Consider the following 20,002-nt stretch of genomic DNA (forward strand, 5'->3'; position numbering starts at 1 on the left):
TTACCTCCCGTAAACAGGATTATTGCAATGCCAAGAGCGAACGAAATTAAGAAAGGTATGGTACTGAATTACAACGGCAAACTGCTGATTGTGAAAGACATCGACATTCAGGCTCCCAGCGCCCGTGGTGCTGCCACGCTGTACAAAATGCGTTTTGCCGATGTGCGTACCGGCCTGAAAGTGGAAGAGCGCTTTAAAGGTGACGATATTGTCGATACCGTGACCCTGACCCGTCGCTATGTTGATTTCTCTTACGTCGACGGCAACGAGTACGTGTTCATGGATAAAGAAGATTACACCCCGTATATCTTCACCAAAGATCAGATTGAAGAAGAGCTGCTGTTCATCCCTGAAGGTGGTATGCCTGACATGCAGGTTCTGACCTGGGATGGCGTGCTGCTGGCGCTGGAACTGCCTCAGACCGTCGATCTGGAAATCGTTGAGACGGCACCTGGCATCAAGGGCGCATCCGCAAGTGCCCGCAACAAACCTGCCACTCTGACCACCGGTCTGGTTGTGCAGGTGCCGGAATACCTCTCCGCAGGCGAGAAAATCCGCATCCATATCGAAGAAAAACGCTATATGGGTCGCGCTGACTGATCGCGGCGTTTGTCGGGTGGCGGCTTCGCCTTACCCGACCTACAAAAACACAAAAACCGGCTCTCAGGCCGGTTTTTTTGTAGGCCCGTAAGCGTAGCGCCACCGGGCAACAGAACTTAAAGAAGCTCCGGGTATTTCGTCATCTTCAGCGCCAGCTCAACGCCGCGCACTTCCGCCATCCCTTTCAGTCGGCCTATCGCCGAATAGCCTGGGTTGGTTTTCTTGCGCAGATCGTCCAGCATCTGGTGCCCGTGGTCCGGGCGGAACGGAATAGGACGGACATCGCCAGCCTGCTTACGACGCGCCTCTTCTGCCAGGATGGCATCGACCACCGCGACCATATTAACGTCTCCGCCCAGGTGCGCGGCTTCGTGGAAGGTCTTAGGATTATCCTCCCGGCAGGTCGCGCGCAAATGCGTGAAGTGAATGCGATCGCCAAAGGCTTCAATCATCTGCACCAGGTCGTTATCCGCGCGAACACCGTAGGAACCCGTACACATGGTAAAGCCGTTATAGATGCTGTTGACCGTCTCTTTCAGCCACTGCATATCTTCGATAGTGGAAACGATGCGCGGCAGACCGAGGATAGGACGCGGTGGATCGTCCGGATGCACGGCCAGACGCACGCCGACTTCTTCCGCAACCGGTACGATAGCGCGCAGGAAATAAGCCATGTTTTCACGCAGCTGGTTCTTATCAATATCGCCGTATTCCGCCAGACGCGCGCGGAACTGGTCCAGCGTGTACCCCTCTTCTGCGCCCGGCAGGCCCGCAATGATGTTGCGGGTCAGCTTTTCAATATCCGCTGCACTCGCGTCATTAAACCATTGAAGCGCCTGCTGCTGCTCTTCAGCGGTGTAATCCGCGTCGGCGCCAGGGCGTTTCAGGATGTGCAGCTCAAATGCCGCAAAGGCAATCTGGTCGAAACGCAGCGCTTTTGAGCCGTCCGGCATCGGGTATTCCAGATCGGTCCGCGTCCAGTCCAGAATAGGCATGAAGTTATAGCAAACCGTATCAATGCCGCAGGCCGCCAGGTTGCGAATGCTCTGCTGGTAGTTCGCAATCCAGGTCTGGTAATCCCCGGAATGGGTTTTGATATCTTCGTGGACCGGAATGCTCTCCACGACAGACCAGGTTAATCCCTTCTCCGCCAGCAGCGCCTGGCGTTGTTGAATTTCCTCAACCGGCCAGACCTGGCCGTTAGGAATGTGATGCAGCGCCGTCACGACACCCGTTGCGCCAGCCTGACGCACATCATCAAGAGAAACCGGATCGTTCGGCCCGTACCAACGCCAGGTTTGTTCCATTGCCTCACCCTCTAAAGTTGTTATACCAATATGTGTTACTGCAATGACGACTACCATACATGTTTAGCGTGCAGGGTCAACATACCGCCACACGTTGATTGATCTAACTCACAGAACGGGGATATTTACGGCTCACCAATTTTATTTGCTGTCATATAACTTTACACTGGCATTGTTAATTAATGGTTAATCAGGTGTGTATTTCATGAAGACAATTGCCTCCACCTCGCTTCCTGCCCATGTTCAGCAACCTCGCTACGATCGCAAGCAATTACGCTCCCGGATCGTCCATTTTGGCTTTGGCGCATTTCACCGCGCGCACCAGGCGCTGTTAACAAACCGGGTGTTGAATGAAAAAGGCGGCGACTGGGGGATTTGTGAAATTAGCCTCTTTAGCGGCGATGTGCTGATGGGCCAGCTACGCGGGCAGGATCATCTGTTTACCGTGCTGGAGAAAGGTGCTGAAGGAAATCAGCCAATCATTGTCGGCGCCGTTCATGAATGCCTGAATGCAAAGCTTGACTCCCTGTCCGCCATTATTGAGAAATTTTGTGAGCCCCAGGTGGCGATTGTATCGCTCACCATCACCGAGAAAGGCTACTGCATCGATCCCGCGACCGGTAAGCTGGATCGACAAAACGCGCGGATCCAGCGCGACCTGGACAACCCCGCCGAACCGCATTCTGCGCCTGGGATCCTGGTCGAGGCGCTACATCGCCGCCGCGAGCGAGGTTTGCCAGCGTTTACCGTGCTTTCCTGTGACAATATTCCTGACAATGGCCACGTGGTGAAAAATGCCGTGCTTGGCATAGCGCAGAAACGTTCCCCGGCGCTGGCGGAGTGGATCGAAGGCCACGTGAGTTTTCCGGGCACGATGGTCGACAGAATTGTTCCCGCGGCGACGGAGGCCTCGCTTGCAGAAATCGCCGATGCGCTCGGCGTCGACGATCCGTGTGCCATCAGCTGCGAGCCGTTTATTCAGTGGGTGGTGGAAGATAATTTTGTTGCCGGGCGTCCGGAGTGGGAAGTGGCAGGTGTCCAGATGGTGCAGGACGTTCTGCCGTGGGAGCAGATGAAATTACGCATGCTCAACGGCAGCCACTCTTTCCTGGCGTATCTGGGATACCTTGCCGGGTACGCGCATATTAATGAATGTATGGAGGATGCCGCCTTCCGTGAAGCCGCCCGGCGGTTAATGCTGGAGGAGCAGGCGCCTACGCTGCGTATAAAGGATGTGGACCTGACCGCCTATGCCGACAGCCTGATTGCGCGCTTCGCCAACCCGGCGCTGCAACACCGGACCTGGCAGATTGCGATGGACGGTAGCCAGAAACTGCCGCAACGGATGCTGGATGGCATCCGCATCCACCTTGAGCGAAATACCGACTGGCCTCTTCTGGCACTGGGCGTTGCCGGCTGGATACGGTACGTCAGCGGTACCGACGAACGCGGCAATGCGATTGATGTTCGCGATCCCCTCAGCGATAAAATTCGCGCGATTGTCGGGGCCAGCCACGACGCTGACCGCGTTAACGCGCTGCTGGGGCTGAGCGAGGTCTTTGGCCACGATCTCCCCCAGAATAGCGTATTTGTTGAGGCGGTAAGCGAGGCATACGCGCGCATCACCCGCCGCGGCGCCCGTCAGGCTGTTATAGAAACGTTAAATATTTAACGATTATTGCGCTTAACGCGAACGGACGTCGCCGCCGTTCGCCCTTCCCCTTCTCATTGGGTACGTTTTTCGCCAGGATAAGAGAATAGTGTTATAGCATCACAATTCTCGACTGGAGTGCATGTGACCAAAACGAACCTCATCACCGGTTTTCTCGGCAGCGGTAAAACCACCTCAATTCTCCATCTGCTGGCGAATAAAGATCCTGCAGAAAAATGGGCCGTACTGGTCAATGAATTTGGCGAAGTGGGCATTGATGGTGCGCTGCTGTCAGAGAGTGGCGCAATGATTAAAGAGATCCCCGGCGGGTGCATGTGCTGCGTCAATGGCCTGCCGATGCAGGTCGGGCTCAATACGCTGCTGCGTCAGGGTAAACCGGACCGCCTGCTGATTGAGCCTACCGGTCTGGGCCATCCGAAGCAGATCCTCGATTTGCTGACCGCACCGGTCTACGAGCCGTGGATCGATCTGCGCGCCACCCTGTGCCTGCTCGACCCGCGTCTGCTGCTTGATGAAAAAGCGGTGGCCAATGAGAACTTCCGCGATCAGCTCGCCTCGGCGGACGTTATTGTCGCTAATAAAGAAGATCGCGCCACGGCGGAAAGCCAGGCCGCGCTTGAGGCGTGGTGGCAACATTTCGGCGGCAATCGTACCCGCGTGCAGACCACCCAGGGAAAAATCGATAGCGCCCTGCTCGACCTGCCTCGCCAGAATCTGGCGGAACTTCCGGCCAGCGCAGAGCATGCTCATCACCATCCCGTTAAACAGGGACTGGCGGCGCTTAGCCTGCCAGAGCACCAGCGCTGGCGGCGTAATCTGAATAGCGGCCAGGGATATCAGGCCTGCGGATGGATTTTCGATGCCGATACGGTTTTCGACACCATAGGCATCCTTGAGTGGGCCAGACTTGCGCCGGTTGATCGCGTAAAAGGCATTATGCGCACGCCAGACGGGCTGGTGCGGATCAACCGCCAGGGCGAGGATTTCTTTATCGAAACGCAAAACGTCGCGCCGCCGGATAGCCGAATAGAGTTAATTAGTGCGGTTAACGCCGACTGGAATGCCCTGCAGTCCAGCCTGTTGAAGCTTCGTTTAAGTTCAGGCGGCTAACGTTGCCCCAGTTTTCACTCTATGCTGAACATTATGACAACTCGATTTCCCCTGATATTACTGCTTAATGTCGCCGGTCTGGCGCTCTTTTTCTCCTGGTATATCCCGGCGAATCACGGTTTCTGGTTCCCGCTGGATTCAGGCCTGTTTCATTTCTTCAACCAGGCGCTGGTGAAGAGCGATGCGTTTCTGTGGCTGGTGGCGATCACCAACAACCGCGCCTTCGACGGCATTTCCTTGCTGGCGATGGGTGGTCTGATGCTCTCTTTCTGGCTCAAAGAGGATGGCACAGGGCGTCGCCGTATCCTGATTATCGGTCTGGTGATGCTTCTGGCTGCGGTGGTTATTAATCAGCTGGCGCAACATCTGATGCCGGTAAAACGCGCCAGCCCGTCGCTCTCTTTCCCGAATATTTACCGCGTCAGCGAATTGCTGCATATTCCAACGAAAGATGCGTCGAAAGACAGTTTTCCGGGCGATCACGGCATGATGCTGCTTATTTTTTCGGGTTTCATGCTGCGCTATTTCGGCAAGAAGGCATTCACTATTGCCCTGCTTATTGTGGTGATATTTGCCTTCCCGCGCGTGATGATTGGCGCTCACTGGCTGACGGATATTGTCGTGGGTTCTCTTTCAGCAGTGCTGATTGGTCTGCCGTGGGTGCTGATGACCCCCTTGAGCGATCGCCTGATTGCCGTTTTTGATCGCTATCTCCCGCGCAGAAAGCAACAAGTATTAAACAAATAACTACCGTTTTTTAACGTTAACCGTCAGGGATCATTGCGATCCCTGATAGATCACGCCCCCCGATCCTTTCACGCTGTCATATTCTCGTCATCGTATTCATGATAAAAATGAAGCAATTGCGCGATAACGCTGCGGTTCTGTCGCTATTTTGAGCAATTGCCCATTTTTACTTTCTGTATCACAATTTCTTATAAAAAAAACGTTTTTTTTACTCGCAATACCCCAGGCAATCGGTTAATCTCGAACTCGTTTTGCCCCATAGGGATAATTATTTCGATGGTGAATAATTTTGTGCGCTGTGCCACAAATGTCATCAGAAACAATTGTCTCATTGTGTACAGATAATTAGTCTCGTCACGTTTGGCATTTTTATAACGATATTTGTCGTTAAGGACTTCAAGGGAAAATAAACAAAATGGTCAAATCTCAACCGTTTCTGAGATATATCTTACGGGGGATCCCGGCGATAGCAGTCGCGGTACTGTTATCTGCATGTAGTACATCGAACACCGCAAAGAATATGCATCCTGAGACGCGTGTTGTGGGAACGGAAGATTCCTCTTCACTGCAAGCTTCTCAGGATGAATTTGAAAATATGGTACGTAATCTGGACGTGAAGTCCCGTATTATGGACCAGTATGCTGACTGGAAAGGCGTGCGTTATCGTCTTGGCGGCAATACTAAAAAAGGTATTGACTGTTCCAGTTTTGTACAACGTACGTTCCGTGAGCAATTTGGATTAGATCTTCCGCGTTCAACCTACGAACAGCAGGAGATGGGCAAGTCAATTTCCCGCACCAAACTGCGCACCGGTGACTTAGTTCTGTTCCGTGCTGGTTCAACAGGTCGACACGTTGGCATCTACATTGGTAATGACCAGTTTGTACATGCCTCCACCAGCAGCGGCGTCACCATCTCCAGCATGAACGAACCGTACTGGAAGAAGCGCTACAACGAAGCGCGCCGCGTACTGACACGCAGTTAATATCATGATTGTATCGCTGGTTATCCCTTGGCTGGCGATATAATAAAAAAAAGCACTGCTTAGGCGGTGCTTTTTTTTGCCCGTTACACTGAATATAATCAGCGGCAATTCAGGAATCACGACGTTTATGCTCACCCGCTACTTCGCCAGTCATCGCAAGATACTGTTTTTCAGCATTATTACCGGCCTGATCGCGGCTATCCTACTGGGCTCATTGCAATTTTTCTGGAGCTACCATAAGCGGGAAATCCGATTCGATACGCTAATTAAGGATGTGAGCATCTACATGGAGAACTATTTCGAGGAGCTGAAAACCTCGATCGACGTACTCCAGCCGCTCACGCTGAATAATTGCCAGGACGTTAACGCGGAGCTTACCTCGCGCGCGGCCTTCAGCATCAACGTGCGCGCCTTTCTGCTGGTCAGAAACAAAATGGCGTTCTGCTCGTCAGCCACAGGGCCGATGAATACGCCGATGGAGGAGCTGATACCCGAACTGCACATCAACAAGCAGATTGATATCGCACTGCTGCCCGGCACGCCCATGCTGCCCAACAGACCCGCCATTGCCATCTGGTATCGTAATCCGTTAGTGAAGGACGGCGGCGTATTCACCTCGGTGAATCTCAACCTGACGCCGTACCTGCTTTATACCGCGCGCCAGGAAGAGTTTGCCGGCATCGCGATTATCATCGGCGACAATGCATTATCCACCGCCTCAAGCACCCTCGTCAGGGCGCGTGATTTACATCAAACGCCTGCGCGCATCGCGACGCTCACTGAGGTCCCTCTGACCATCAAACTGTACGCCAGGGAGTGGACGAGCGACGAGATCCTCTTCGCCCTGTTCTTCGGACTGTTATGCGGGATTGCGGCAGGGTCGCTTAACTTCTACATCCTCACCCTGCGTCTCAACCCGGGCAAAGAAATTCTGAGCGCCATCAAGCGCGGTCAGTTTTATGTGGTTTATCAGCCAGTGGTGGATACGGATGCACTTCAGATGCGGGGCGTTGAAGTGCTGATGCGCTGGAAACACCCGACCATGGGTGAGATCCCACCGGACGCCTTTATCAATTTTGCCGAAGCGCAAAAGCTGATTGTCCCGCTGACGCTGCATCTGTTTGACCTCATCATTCGCGATGCGCCGGTGTTACAAACCGTGCTGCCGCCGGGCGCAAAACTGGGGATCAATATCGCGCCGGGGCATCTGCATGCGGAAAGCTTCAAAGATGATATGCGCACCTTCAAAAGCTTACTGCCGCCAGATTACTTCCAGATCGTGCTGGAGATCACCGAGCGCGACATGCTTAACCATCGGGAAGCCAGCAGCCTCTTCGAATGGCTACATAACGAAGGATTCGAAATCGCCATTGATGATTTCGGTACCGGCCACAGTGCGCTGATCTATCTTGAACATTTCACCATGGACTACCTGAAAATCGACCGTGGGTTTGTCAACGCAATTGGCACCGAAACCGTCACCTCTCCGGTGCTGGATGCTGTGCTGACGCTGGCAAGAAAGCTGAATATGTTAACCGTTGCGGAAGGGGTGGAAACGCCGGAACAGGCTGCCTGGCTGCGTGAGCATGGCGTCCACTTCCTGCAGGGATACTGGATTAGCCGTCCTATGCCGCTGGAACAGTTCCGCACCTGGCAAAATAAGGTGTCGTCTCAGGCCGAATAATTTCACATTGCCTGTGACGTCACTTATTATTCAGCTTAACTGAGCCGGTCTGTAAAAAAGGGAGCCGCCGCGAGATGTTTATGCGCTTCATGTTGCTTTTGTTGGTATTAGCAAGCCTGTCGAGCCAGGCGCAAACCATCAAAGAAAACATCGCGTTCGCCGTGATTGGCGAGCCAAAGTACGCGGTCAATTTTACGCACTTCGATTACGTCAATCCTGCCGCCCCCAAAGGCGGAAAGGTCACGCTCTCCGCCACGGGAACATTTGACAACTTTAACCGCTTCGCCCTGCGTGGCGTCGCGGCGGCGCGAACGGAATCCCTTTACGATACGCTTTTTGTGACCTCCGATGATGAACCCGGCAGCTACTATCCGCTGATTGCTGATAATGTCCGCTACGCGGATAACTTCGCCTGGGCCGAAATTTCGCTCAACCCCCGGGCCCGTTTTCACGATGGCACGCCGGTTAAGGCCAGCGATGTGGCCTTTACGTTTCATAAATTTATGACCGAAGGCGTACCCCAGTTCCGCATTGTGTATAAAGGCGCAACGGTGCGCGCCATTGCCCCCCTGACCGTGCGCATTGAGCTGAGCGAGCCGAATAAAGAGAATATGCTCAGCCTGTTTTCGCTGCCGGTTATGCCTGAATCGTTCTGGAAAAAGCATAAGCTCAGCGACCCGCTCTCCACGCCGCCGCTGGCCGGCGGCCCCTACCGCATCACCGACTGGCGCATGGGGCAGTACGTGGTCTATTCCCGGGTGAAAGATTACTGGGCGGCAAACCTGCCGGTAAACCGTGGGCGCTGGAATTTCGATACCCTTCGCTATGATTACTACCTTGACGATAATGTCGCATTTGAAGCGTTCAAAGCGGGCGCCTTCGATTTACGCGTGGAGAGCAGCGCGAAAAACTGGGCGACCCGTTATATCGGCAAGAATTTCGCGAAAGGCTATATCGTTAAAGACGAGCAGAAAAACGAATCCGCCCAGGACACGCGCTGGCTGGCGTTTAATATTCAGCGTCCGGTATTCGCTGACCGCCGCGTTCGGGAAGCGATTTCCCTGGCCTTTGATTTTGAATGGATGAACAAAGCGCTGTTTTACGGGGCTTACAGCCGTGCGAACAGCTATTTCCAGAATACGGAATATGCCGCGCGTGATTATCCGAAAGCCGACGAACTGGTTCTGCTGGCCCCGCTGAAGGCGGAAGTGCCGCCGGAGGTGTTTACCACGGTCTTTCAGCCCCCGGCCTCAAACGGTGACGGCTACGACCGCGACAACCTGCTTAAGGCCAGCAAGCTGCTGGATGAGGCGGGCTGGCACCTTAAAAATCAAAAGCGCGTGGATGCCAAAACGGGTAAGCCTCTCAGCTTTGAGCTGCTGCTCTCATCCGGGGGCAACGATCAGTGGGTACTGCCGTTTAAGCACAACCTGGAGCGACTGGGGATTACCATGAACATTCGCCAGGTCGATAACGCGCAGATCACCAACCGCATGCGCAACCGTGATTACGACATGATGCAGCGTCTGTGGCCGGCTCAGCCGTGGCCGAGCTCGGACCTGCAAATTTCCTGGGCTTCCAGCTACATCGACTCCTCATACAATGCGCCAGGCGTAAAAAGCCCGGCGATTGATGCGCTGATTGCGAAAATTGTGGCGGCGCAGGGCGATAAAGAAAAACTCCTGCCGCTCGGCCGTGCCCTCGACAGGGTCTTAACCTGGAACTACTACATGCTGCCCATGTGGTATATGGGCGAAGACCGTCTGGCACGCTGGGATAAATTCTCCGTACCTGCCGTGCGCCCTGTCTACTCGCTGGGCTTTGACACCTGGTGGTATGACGTCAATAAAGCCGCCAGACTGCCCGCTGAGCGGCGATAAGGAATCATCATGGGTGCCTATCTGATTCGCCGTCTGCTGCTGGTCATCCCCACGCTGTGGGCCATCATCACCATTAACTTTTTTATCGTGCAAATCGCCCCCGGCGGCCCGGTCGATCAGGCGATTGCTGCTATTGAGTTTGGTAACAGCGGCGGCATGCCCGGCGGCGGCGGAGAAGGCATGGGCGCGAGCCATGCGCGTACCGGCGTGGGGAATATCAGTGAAAGCCACTATCGCGGCGGGCGCGGGCTTGATCCTGAGGTGATCGCCGAGATCACCCACCGCTACGGCTTCGATAAGCCGATTCACGAGCGCTATTTCAAAATGCTCTGGGATTATATGCGCTTTGATTTTGGCGATAGCCTGTTTCGCAGTGCGTCAGTGTTAACGTTGATCAAGCAAAGCCTGCCGGTTTCGGTCACGCTGGGGCTGTGGGGAACGCTGATTATCTACCTGGTCTCTATCCCGCTCGGGATCCGTAAAGCGGTTTACAGCGGCAGCCGCTTCGATATCTGGAGCAGCACCTTCATCATCATCGGCTATGCCATCCCGGCGTTCCTGTTTGCCGTCCTGCTGATCGTCTTCTTTGCCGGGGGCAGCTATTTCGACATCTTCCCGCTACGAGGTTTAGTCTCCGCCGATTTCAGCACGCTGCCGTGGTATCAGAAAATCACCGACTATCTCTGGCATATCACGCTGCCGGTTCTGGCCACGGTGATCGGTGGGTTTGCCGCTCTGACCATGCTGACCAAAAACGCGTTTCTCGATGAAATCCGCAAGCAGTATGTTGTCACGGCCCGCGCCAAAGGGGTCAGCGAGAAGCAGATTATGTGGAAACACGTCTTCCGCAACGCCATGCTGCTGGTGATTGCCGGATTTCCCGCCACGTTCATCAGTATGTTTTTTACCGGCTCACTGTTGATAGAGGTGATGTTCTCGCTCAACGGTCTGGGGCTGCTGGGCTATGAGGCCACCGTGTCGCGTGATTATCCGGTGATGTTTGGCACACTCTATATTTTCACCCTGATTGGCCTGCTGCTGAATATCGTCAGCGATATCAGCTATACGCTGGTCGATCCCCGAATTGATTTTGAGGGCCGCTGATGCCGCGTTTAAGCCCCGTCAACCAGGCCCGCTGGGCCCGTTTTCGCCACAACCGTCGCGGCTACTGGTCGCTGTGGATTTTTGCCGTCCTGTTTGTCCTGAGCATGTGTTCGGAGCTTATCGCCAACGACAAACCGCTGCTGGTGCATTTTAACGACCGCTGGTATGTGCCGGTGCTGGCTAACTACAGTGAAAGCGACTTTGGTGGCCCGTTTGCAACACCGGCGGAGTATCAGGATCCGTGGCTGCGCCAGCAGATTGAGCAGCACGGCTGGGCCCTCTGGGCGCCGGTGCGTTTTGGTGCGAACAGCATAAACTTTGCCACCACGACCCCCTTCCCTTCCCCGCCCTCGACGCAAAACTGGCTGGGGACGGACGCTAACGGTGGTGATGTGCTGGCACGCATTCTCTATGGCACACGGATTTCAATTCTCTTTGGGCTGATGCTGACACTCTTCTCCAGCGTGATGGGCGTGGTGGCGGGTGCCGTTCAGGGCTACTACGGCGGGAAAATTGACCTGTGGGGCCAGCGTATCATCGAAGTCTGGTCCGGTATGCCAACGCTATTTTTGATCATCCTGCTGTCCAGCGTGGTACAGCCGAACTTCTGGTGGCTGCTCGGCATCACCGTTCTGTTCGGCTGGATGGCGCTGGTGGGTGTCGTGCGGGCGGAGTTCCTGCGCACCCGTAATTTCGACTATATTCGCGCCGCGCAGGCGCTTGGGGTGAGCGACCGGGGGATCATCTTCCGCCATATGCTGCCTAATGCCGTCGTGGCCACGCTCACCTTCCTGCCGTTTATTCTGTGTAGCTCCATTACCACCCTCACCTCGCTGGATTTTCTGGGCTTTGGCCTGCCGTTGGGCTCACCGTCGCTCGGCGAACTGCTGCTGCAGGGCAAGAATAACCTTCAGGCACCGTGGTTAGGCATCACCGCCTTTCTTTCCGTGGCCGTGCTGCTTTCGCTGCTGATTTTTATTGGCGAAGCCGTGCGCGATGCCTTTGACCCCAATAAGGCGGTATAAGATGACCCAGCCTCTTCTCAGTATTGATAACCTGTCGATTGCTTTCTCGAAACAGGGTGAGACGCGCACCGTGGTCACCGATTTGTCGCTGCAGATCCAGCGAGGTGAAACGCTGGCCCTGGTGGGGGAATCCGGTTCAGGTAAGAGTGTTTCAGCGCTCTCTATCCTGCGGCTGCTGCCTTCACCACCGGCGAGCTATCCGCAGGGGGATATTCTTTTTCACGGCAGTTCACTGCTTCATGCCGACGAACATACCCTGCGCGGTATTCGCGGCAATAAAATTGCCATGATCTTCCAGGAGCCCATGGTCTCTCTCAACCCCCTGCATACCCTGGAGAAACAGCTCTATGAAGTCTTGTCTCTGCACCGGGGCATGCGCAAAGAGGCTGCGCGGGGGGAAATACTGGATTGTCTTGAACGGACGGGCATACGCAATGCGGCCAAACGGCTGAATGATTTTCCGCATCAGCTCTCCGGCGGTGAACGCCAGCGAGTGATGATTGCTATGGCTCTGCTCACCCGGCCCGAACTGTTAATTGCCGACGAGCCGACGACGGCGCTGGACGTGACGGTACAGGCGCAAATATTGACGCTGCTGCGGGAGCTGCGCGACGAGCTGAACATGAGCCTGCTTTTTATCACGCACAACCTGAGTATTGTGAAAAAGCTGGCGGACAGCGTCGCGGTCATGCAAAACGGCCGATGCGTTGAACAGAATAGCGCATCCACGCTGCTAAACGCGCCACAGCACCCTTATACGCAGCGTCTGCTCAACAGCGAACCTTCCGGCGACCCGGTTCCGCTCACGGCGGACAGCACTCCGCTGCTGCGCGTTGAGGATTTGTCCGTCTCCTTCCCGATCCGCAAAGGCATTCTGCGGCGTATCATCGACCCAAACCCGGTCCTCAAAAATATCCGCTTCTCGCTGCGTCCCGGTGAATCCCTGGGGCTGGTGGGTGAATCCGGTTCGGGTAAAAGCACCACCGGTCTGGCACTGCTGCGCTTAATTGCCTCTCAGGGCGAGATCCTTTTTGACGACATGCCGCTGCACCGCTGGAACCGCCGCCAGATGTTGCCGGTGCGCCCGCGTATGCAGGTGGTGTTTCAGGATCCCAACTCCTCACTTAACCCGCGGCTCAGCGTATTGCAGATTGTCGAAGAGGGTTTGCGCGTTCACCAGCCCGGCCTGAACGCGCAGCAGCGTGAGCAGGAGGTCATACTGGCGATGGCCGAAGTGGGCTTAGATCCCGATACCCGTCACCGTTATCCGGCGGAATTTTCCGGCGGGCAGCGCCAGCGTATCGCCATCGCCCGTGCGCTGATCCTGAAACCGGAGCTGATTATTCTGGATGAACCCACCTCCTCTCTGGACAGAACCGTCCAGGCGCAGATTCTGGCATTGCTGAAAGGGCTACAGGAAAAGCATCGGCTGGCCTATATCTTCATCAGCCACGATCTGCAGGTGGTACGGGCGCTATGCCATCAGGTGATTGTTTTGCGACAGGGTGAGGTGGTCGAACAGGGGGAATGCCAGCGCGTATTTACTGCGCCAACGCAGAGCTACACGCGCCAGCTGCTGGCAGCAGACTAGCGCTCAGAACGGGTACTGGCCGGAAAAAGGCTCAGCAATCGCAACACCAAAGTTTTTCAGACGGCAGGTGGCGGCAAATTCATCCTGGCTTTTAACAAACAGGCACGGCTCACCTTCGCACTCCAGTACGGAGCTGTCCACTTCGATATCCGTCAGGGCCTGACTGAGACGCTCCATCACCCGCCACGCATTTTCGTCGCTTGGGCTCAACAGTTTGAGCGCCACGAGGCAATTGTCACTGCCCGCGCCGTTTTGCGGAATCGGTTCAACTTTCGAACCTGCAAAACCCGCCGACCAGCGATAGCTCTGGGGCAAGCGATGGACAATGGAGAGTTGTAATGTATTCACGTTCGTTCCCCGGAAGCAAAATTTACTTCACAATTTATTTACATTTATAGTAACACATCATCGCTAACCTGCACTATTCAGCGCTTTTTTATCGGTATAGAGGTTCGCGTCGGCGCTATATGTACCCGTTTCTGCGATCTAACTCAACCTTTTTGAATACAATGATGTGACTTTTTACATAAATAGATTTTACATAAAATAAACAAACACGGGATAAACGAACGCGGGTTTGGTTGATATGTATCAACAAAAAAGGCCCTGTCGGGCCTTATCTGCTCATCAATGAGCCACTTTCCGTGGCCGGCTGGCATAAAGACAGAAGAGGACGGAGCTGGTTGCGCAAAACGCCATCGCCCATAGCATAGGCCAGGCCGTGGTGAAGGTCGCCATAGACAGTAATGCCCCGACGATGGCGCCAATGCCGAAGCGGAACGTCCCCGCCAGTGACGATGCAGTTCCCGCCATATGCGGGAATTCATCGAGGATCACCGCCATCGCATTTGAGGATATCATCGACACGCAGCCCACAAAGGCCGCCACGCCAATCACCAGCGCCCAGAAGCCCACGCCCAGGAATGCACTGACCACCAGCCAGACAGCCATCACAAACTGGATCCACAGCCCGGCGCGGAACATGTTCAGCGCGCCGACCCGCCGGACAAAGCGGCTGTTAATAATAGTCAGTACAAACAGGAAGACGATATTGAGCGCAAAATAATAGCCGAAGTGCTGCGGAGAAACATGGTTCAGCTCGATATAAACAAACGGCCCGGCGCTCAGGAAGGAGAACATCCCGGCGAAGCTGAACCCGCTTGCCAGCATATAGCTCAGCACGCGCTTGTGGCGAAACAGCGAGGCAAAGTTACCTATTGTGGTGCGAATGTGGAATTTCTGGCGGTGCTCGGCAGGAAGCGTTTCATCAATAAAGAAGAAAATCATTGCCGAGGCCAGCAGTGCAGCCAGCGCCAGGATCCAGAAAATCGCATGCCAGCTAAACCACACCAGAACCGCCCCACCGGCCATCGGAGCCACCAGCGGCGCAATCGTCGTCACCAGCATGACAAACGACATCATGCGGGAGAACTCTTCTTTCGGGTAGATATCACGCATCAGGGCGTTGATCACCACACTCGCTGCAGCAGCGGCCAGACCGTGCAAAAATCGCATGAAAATCAGATGATCGATGGTTTGCGCCAGCGCGCAGGCCACCGCCGCCCCGGCAAAGACCAGCGTTCCGCCCAGAATAACCGGTTTGCGCCCCAGGCTGTCGGCCATCGGGCCGTACAATAACTGGCCGAGAGCAAAGCCGAGAATATAGGTGCTGAGCGTCATCTGTGCGCTGCCAGCAGGTACCCCAAACTGCGCGGAAATGACCGGCAGCGCGGGCAGATACATATCTATAGACAGCGGCATCAACATGGCCAGCAGGCCAAGAATGAAGACAATTTTGAACGACGAGTGTGGCCTGGTGGTCACAGAAATCTCCTGAAATTAGTGCGAAGGCAGACCGACGCTGGCGATCTCTTCTTCCGTCAGCGGGCGATATTCGCCAGGCGCCAGGTCGGGATCGAGCGCGATTGCGCCAATACGTTCGCGATGCAGACCGACAACGCGGTTACCCACTGCGGCAAACATGCGTTTAACCTGATGGTAACGCCCTTCGCTGATGGTAAGACGGACTTCCGTCGGCGTGATCACGTCCAGCACCGCCGGTTTAGTCAGGTCTTTTTCATTATGCAGCTGAACGCCTTTCGCGAATTGCTCTGCAGTGTCATCCGCAACCGGCGACTCCAGCGTGACCAGATAGGTTTTCTCGCAGTGGTGACGTGGGGAAGTAATACGGTGTGACCACTGCCCGTCGTCGGTCATCAGCACCAGCCCGGTGGTGTCGATGTCGAGGCGGCCCGCGGCATGCAGCTTATGCGCCACCGGTTCGTCGAGGAAATAGAGTACCGTCGGGTGATCGGGATCGTCCGTTGAGCAGACGTAGCCTTCCGGCTTGTGGAGCATGAAGTAGCGCGGGCCGTTCTGCTGGGTCAGCGGATTGCCGTCGTATTCAACCTGATGCTCAGGTTGAAGTTTGAAAGCGCTGTCTCTCACAATGTCGCCATCCACGGTAACGCGGCTGGCGCGAATTTCGCGCCCGGCAATAGCGCGGCTTACGCCGAGTTGCTGAGCGATAAACTTATCAAGTCGCATGAAATCTTTTTAGCCTTAATGGTGCTGGAAGTCGGACCGTGCGTCCGAAAAAGAAGCAGTCAGGAACGGTTCAGTATAATGGTCTGGTTGCGCCACTCAAGGGAAAAAGTTTCGTGGCATACTATATGCGGATTAACGAAACTGAGACACCATGACTTTTACACTTCGTCCCTATCAGCAGGAAGCCGTTGACGCCACCCTCGCCTGGTTTCGCAAACACCGGGAACCGGCAGCGATTGTCCTCCCGACCGGCGCAGGCAAAAGCCTGGTCATTGCCGAGCTGGCCCGCCTGGCGCGTGGCCGCGTGCTGGTGCTGGCGCACGTCAAAGAGCTGGTCGCGCAGAACCACGCCAAGTATTGCGCGCTGGGGCTGGAGGCCGATATTTTCGCCGCCGGGCTCAAGCGTAAAGAGAGCCACGGTAAGGTTGTCTTTGGCAGCGTGCAGTCGGTCGCCCGCAACCTGGATCTGTTTCGCAGCGAGTTTTCGCTGCTGATTGTCGACGAGTGTCACCGCATCAGCGATGACGACGACAGCCAGTATCAGCAAATCCTCACGCACCTGAAAGAGGTGAACCCTCACTTACGCCTGCTGGGCCTGACGGCAACCCCGTTTCGCCTGGGCAAAGGCTGGATTTACCGCTTTCATTATCACGGCATGGTGCGTGGCGATGAAAAAGCATTGTTCAGCGACTGTATCTACGAACTTCCGCTGCGCTACATGATTAAACACGGCTACCTGACGCCGCCCGAGCGGCTGGATATGCCGGTGGTACAGTACGACTTCAGCCGGTTACAGGCGCAGAGCAACGGCTTATTCAGCGAAGCGGATCTCAACCAGGAATTGAATAAGCAAAAGCGCATAACGCCGCATATCATCAGCCAGATTGAGGAGTTTGCCGCGACGCGCAAAGGGGTGATGATCTTTGCCGCGACAGTCGAGCACGCGCGAGAAATTACCGGACTGCTCCCCGCTGACGACGCTGCGTTAATTACCGGCGAAACGCCCGGCCCTGAGCGTGACAGGCTGATTGAGGCGTTTAAAGCCCAGCAGTTCCGCTATCTGGTGAATGTTTCCGTGTTAACCACCGGTTTTGACGCCCCGCACGTCGACCTGATTGCGATTTTGCGCCCGACGGAATCCGTCAGCCTGTATCAGCAGATTGTCGGTCGTGGTCTGCGCCTGGCGCCGGGCAAAACTGACTGTCTGATCCTCGATTACGCCGGTAACCCGCACGATCTTTACTCTCCCGAAGTGGGCACGCCAAAAGGCAAAAGTGACAACGTGCCGGTACAGGTGTTTTGTCCAGCCTGCGGGTTTGCCAACACCTTCTGGGGGAAAACCACCGCCGACGGCACGCTGATTGAACACTTTGGCCGCCGCTGTCAGGGTTGGTTTGAAGATGATGACGGGCATCGCGAGCAGTGCGATTTCCGTTTTCGTTTCAAAAACTGTCCACAGTGCAACGCCGAAAATGACATTGCCGCCCGCCGCTGCCGTGAGTGCGACACGGTGCTGGTCGACCCGGACGACATGCTGAAAGCGGCGCTGAAGCTGAAAGATGCGCTGGTGCTGCGCTGTTCCGGCATGGCCTTACAGCCGGGCGCGGATGAAAAAGGCGAGTGGCTAAAAATTACCTATTACGACGAGGACGGCGCTGACGTCAGCGAGCGATTCCGGGTACAGACGCCAGCCCAGCGCACGGCATTTGAGCAACTGTTTATCCGCCCGCATACCCGCACGCCTGGCGTGCCGCTGCGCTGGATCACCGTGGCGGATATCGTGCATCAGCAGGTGCTGCTGCGCCATCCGGATTTTGTTGTCGCCCGCAAAAAAGGCCAGTTCTGGCAGGTACGTGAGAAGGTCTTTGACTATGAAGGTCGCTATCGTCGGGCAAACGAATTGCGTGGTTAGCAGGACTTTTCATTGATGTGAGCGGCGTTTGAGTATAAAATGCCGCCCGCTTCACATCCGTGGGGCAGAACACTCACCTGCTGCTGGGTCGCCTGTAGTAGGGTTTTAAATACAGAGAGAAATCAATGTTCACTATCGAAGCAGAAGTACGTAACGTGCAGGGTAAGGGTGCGAGCCGCCGCCTGCGTACCGCTAACAAGTTCCCGGCTATCGTTTACGGTGGCGAAGCTGCTCCAGTTGCAATCGAACTGGATCACGACAAAGTATGGAACCTGCAGACCAAAGCTGAATTCTACAGCGAAGTTCTGACCATCGTTGTTGGCGGTAAAGAAGAAAAAGTGAAAGTTCAGGCTGTTCAGCGTCACGCGTTCAAGCCAAAACTGACTCACATCGACTTCGTTCGCGCGTAATCGCAAACCTGTCGAGAAAAACCCCGCTTCGGCGGGGTTTTTTTATGGCGATTATTTACCGCCCGAGGTGCGACGCTGAAGCTGATCGCGCAGGTTTGGCGGCGTGCCTTTGATGGTCAGCGTATCGGTGGCAGGATCCCAGAAGATACGTTCCCCCAGCAGCATGGCATCGAAGTTGATGGTTAACCCACCGCCGCTCCCGGCAAATTTGGTTAACTGACGCAGCGTACTGCGATCCGCCGGGAAGCTCTCTTCAAGCTCATAGCCTTTCTCTGCGGTGAACGCCTGGAAGCTGACTTCGCTGACGCCCGCCAGCTCTTTTGACAGCGACTCCAGCTCAATCTCTTCCCCCGCCTGCAGCTGTTCGTTGCAGTAGCTGTAAACCTGCTGACGCACGTTCTGGCGTTCAGATTTATCGAGCTGCGCCTCAGCCGTAAAGTCATCTACCGCCTGCAACAGCCCTTTGTTCTGCGCTTTGGCGTTAAGTCCTTCGCTGGCGCCGAGGAAATCCATAAAGAAATCGGCCACTTTACGGCCCACACGCCCTTTCAGGAAGGTCAGGTAGCGGGTCGATTCCGGGTTGGTTTCCCACTCGGTCAAATCAATCCGCGCCACAATATCCGCATGGTTGATATCCAGATAATGCGTCGAGCTGATATCCAGTTGCTCATTCACGCGCATGCTGCTCAAGTTATTCAGCACGGTAACCAGCAGATACTCTACCGCCAGGTAGCGATAGTGGCAGAACAGGACGATGCCGCCGTCGGCGAAGGGATATTTTGCCAGCTCGTCGCGCAGACGCCCGGTGGCCGCGCGGCTAAACGCCAGGAAATCCTCTTCCCCCTGACGCTGCAGGCGCAGGCTATCAGCCAGTTCACTCTCTTCGCTGAACAGACCATAGGCTTTATTTTTGGCGCTGTAGACGCGATGCAACTCAGCCATCATTTCCACAACGGTCGCCGTGGGTTCCAGTAACGAATCGCGTAGCACCACTTCAAGGGTTTGCTCATCACGCTTGATAAGCTGGTGCAAGGCAATCTGGTTGATTTCCAGACTCATGATAAACTCTCCTTTTAGACCGGGCGGTATTCAACCACCACCAGGACATGTGTGCAACAACAGATAAAAAAGGGGAAAAAAAGCTGTTGCTACGGTAATATGTTGCCCTTTCATCAACAAACTGATTTTGATTTATGCCACAACATTCCCGCTACAGTGATGAACACGTTGAACAACTGCTCAGTGAGCTGGTCAACGTACTGGAAAAACATAAAACGCCGACCGATCTCTCCCTGATGGTTTTGGGAAATATGGTCACCAACCTTATCAACACCAGCGTTGCTCCGGCTCAGCGTCAGGCGATCGCAAAATCTTTCGCCCAGGCGTTACAGTCATCCGTCAGCAACGACCAGGCCCATTAAGGGAAAC

18 protein-coding genes are annotated in these 20,002 nt (G+C 55.1%); 13 read left to right on the plus strand and 5 right to left on the minus strand.

Annotated elements, in window-relative coordinates; translation table 11 throughout:
* Window positions 1-27: 27 nt before the first annotated feature.
* Window positions 28-600, plus strand: coding sequence for an elongation factor P-like protein YeiP (gene yeiP / locus L383_RS12755; protein WP_014884579.1), 573 nt, complete (start codon window positions 28-30; stop codon window positions 598-600).
* A gap of 116 nt (window positions 601-716) precedes the next feature.
* Here the strand turns inward: yeiP and uxuA are convergent, their stop codons facing one another.
* On the minus strand, window positions 717-1,907 hold the full coding sequence (uxuA, locus tag L383_RS12750; RefSeq protein ID WP_014884580.1) for a mannonate dehydratase: 1,191 nt from the start codon (window positions 1,905-1,907) through the stop codon (window positions 717-719).
* A gap of 205 nt (window positions 1,908-2,112) precedes the next feature.
* Here uxuA and L383_RS12745 point away from each other — a divergent pair, with 205 nt between their 5' ends.
* The 9 genes from L383_RS12745 to yejF all read left to right on the plus strand — a co-directional run bounded on the left by L383_RS12745 (window position 2,113) and on the right by yejF (window position 13,705).
* Entirely contained in the window at window positions 2,113-3,579 is a 1,467-nt protein-coding gene (locus L383_RS12745; protein ID WP_023330933.1) for a mannitol dehydrogenase family protein, read from the plus strand.
* A gap of 123 nt (window positions 3,580-3,702) precedes the next feature.
* Entirely contained in the window at window positions 3,703-4,689 is a 987-nt protein-coding gene (locus tag L383_RS12740; protein WP_014884582.1) for a CobW family GTP-binding protein, read from the plus strand.
* A 33-nt stretch (window positions 4,690-4,722) separates the two neighbouring features.
* On the plus strand, window positions 4,723-5,436 hold the full coding sequence (locus L383_RS12735) for a phosphatase PAP2 family protein (protein ID WP_014884583.1): 714 nt from the start codon (window positions 4,723-4,725) through the stop codon (window positions 5,434-5,436).
* 415 nt (window positions 5,437-5,851) lie between these two features.
* Window positions 5,852-6,421, plus strand: coding sequence for a bifunctional murein DD-endopeptidase/murein LD-carboxypeptidase (gene mepS / locus L383_RS12730; RefSeq protein ID WP_014884584.1), 570 nt, complete (start codon window positions 5,852-5,854; stop codon window positions 6,419-6,421).
* Window positions 6,422-6,548: 127 nt separating this feature from the next.
* Window positions 6,549-8,105: a cyclic di-GMP phosphodiesterase gene (locus tag L383_RS12725; protein ID WP_023330935.1), complete on the plus strand. Its 1,557-nt coding sequence runs from the start codon at window positions 6,549-6,551 to the stop codon at window positions 8,103-8,105.
* 74 nt (window positions 8,106-8,179) lie between these two features.
* Window positions 8,180-9,985 carry an extracellular solute-binding protein gene (locus L383_RS12720; RefSeq protein ID WP_023330936.1) on the plus strand — a complete coding sequence of 602 codons (1,806 nt, stop codon included), beginning with the start codon at window positions 8,180-8,182 and terminating at the stop codon, window positions 9,983-9,985.
* A gap of 9 nt (window positions 9,986-9,994) precedes the next feature.
* Window positions 9,995-11,089: a microcin C ABC transporter permease YejB gene (locus tag L383_RS12715; RefSeq protein WP_023330937.1), complete on the plus strand. Its 1,095-nt coding sequence runs from the start codon at window positions 9,995-9,997 to the stop codon at window positions 11,087-11,089.
* Window positions 11,089-12,114, plus strand: a complete 1,026-nt coding sequence (locus L383_RS12710) for an ABC transporter permease (RefSeq protein WP_014884588.1) — start codon at window positions 11,089-11,091, stop codon at window positions 12,112-12,114. Before L383_RS12715 ends, L383_RS12710 begins: the two co-directional genes overlap by 1 nt.
* A 1-nt stretch (window position 12,115) precedes the next feature.
* Entirely contained in the window at window positions 12,116-13,705 is a 1,590-nt protein-coding gene (yejF, locus tag L383_RS12705) for a microcin C ABC transporter ATP-binding protein YejF (RefSeq protein WP_023330938.1), read from the plus strand.
* A gap of 3 nt (window positions 13,706-13,708) precedes the next feature.
* Here yejF and L383_RS12700 read toward each other — a convergent pair whose 3' ends face one another.
* The 3 genes from L383_RS12700 to rsuA all read right to left on the minus strand — a co-directional run bounded on the left by L383_RS12700 (window position 13,709) and on the right by rsuA (window position 16,252).
* Complete coding sequence (locus L383_RS12700) at window positions 13,709-14,053, minus strand: YejG family protein (protein WP_014884590.1); 345 nt, start codon at window positions 14,051-14,053, stop codon at window positions 13,709-13,711.
* A 279-nt stretch (window positions 14,054-14,332) separates the two neighbouring features.
* Window positions 14,333-15,529 carry a Bcr/CflA family multidrug efflux MFS transporter gene (locus L383_RS12695; protein WP_023330939.1) on the minus strand — a complete coding sequence of 399 codons (1,197 nt, stop codon included), beginning with the start codon at window positions 15,527-15,529 and terminating at the stop codon, window positions 14,333-14,335.
* Between the two features lie 15 nt (window positions 15,530-15,544).
* On the minus strand, window positions 15,545-16,252 hold the full coding sequence (rsuA, locus tag L383_RS12690) for a 16S rRNA pseudouridine(516) synthase RsuA (RefSeq protein WP_014884592.1): 708 nt from the start codon (window positions 16,250-16,252) through the stop codon (window positions 15,545-15,547).
* 151 nt (window positions 16,253-16,403) lie between these two features.
* On the opposite strand from rsuA, the gene L383_RS12685 reads away from it, so the two are divergent.
* Together L383_RS12685 and rplY are read left to right on the plus strand one after the other, a co-directional pair.
* Window positions 16,404-18,164, plus strand: a complete 1,761-nt coding sequence (locus L383_RS12685; RefSeq protein WP_023330940.1) for a DNA repair helicase RadD — start codon at window positions 16,404-16,406, stop codon at window positions 18,162-18,164.
* A 125-nt stretch (window positions 18,165-18,289) separates the two neighbouring features.
* Window positions 18,290-18,574 carry a 50S ribosomal protein L25 gene (gene rplY, locus L383_RS12680; protein WP_014884594.1) on the plus strand — a complete coding sequence of 95 codons (285 nt, stop codon included), beginning with the start codon at window positions 18,290-18,292 and terminating at the stop codon, window positions 18,572-18,574.
* Window positions 18,575-18,625: 51 nt separating this feature from the next.
* On the opposite strand, the gene yejK is transcribed toward rplY, so the two are convergent.
* Window positions 18,626-19,633 carry a nucleoid-associated protein YejK gene (yejK, locus tag L383_RS12675; RefSeq protein WP_014884595.1) on the minus strand — a complete coding sequence of 336 codons (1,008 nt, stop codon included), beginning with the start codon at window positions 19,631-19,633 and terminating at the stop codon, window positions 18,626-18,628.
* A 134-nt stretch (window positions 19,634-19,767) separates the two neighbouring features.
* Here yejK and L383_RS12670 point away from each other — a divergent pair, with 134 nt between their 5' ends.
* Window positions 19,768-19,995 carry a YejL family protein gene (locus L383_RS12670; RefSeq protein WP_014884596.1) on the plus strand — a complete coding sequence of 76 codons (228 nt, stop codon included), beginning with the start codon at window positions 19,768-19,770 and terminating at the stop codon, window positions 19,993-19,995.
* Window positions 19,996-20,002 lie beyond the last annotated feature (7 nt).

Source organism: Enterobacter sp. MGH 37 (genome assembly GCF_000534515.1).
Lineage (GTDB): Bacteria > Pseudomonadota > Gammaproteobacteria > Enterobacterales > Enterobacteriaceae > Enterobacter > Enterobacter kobei.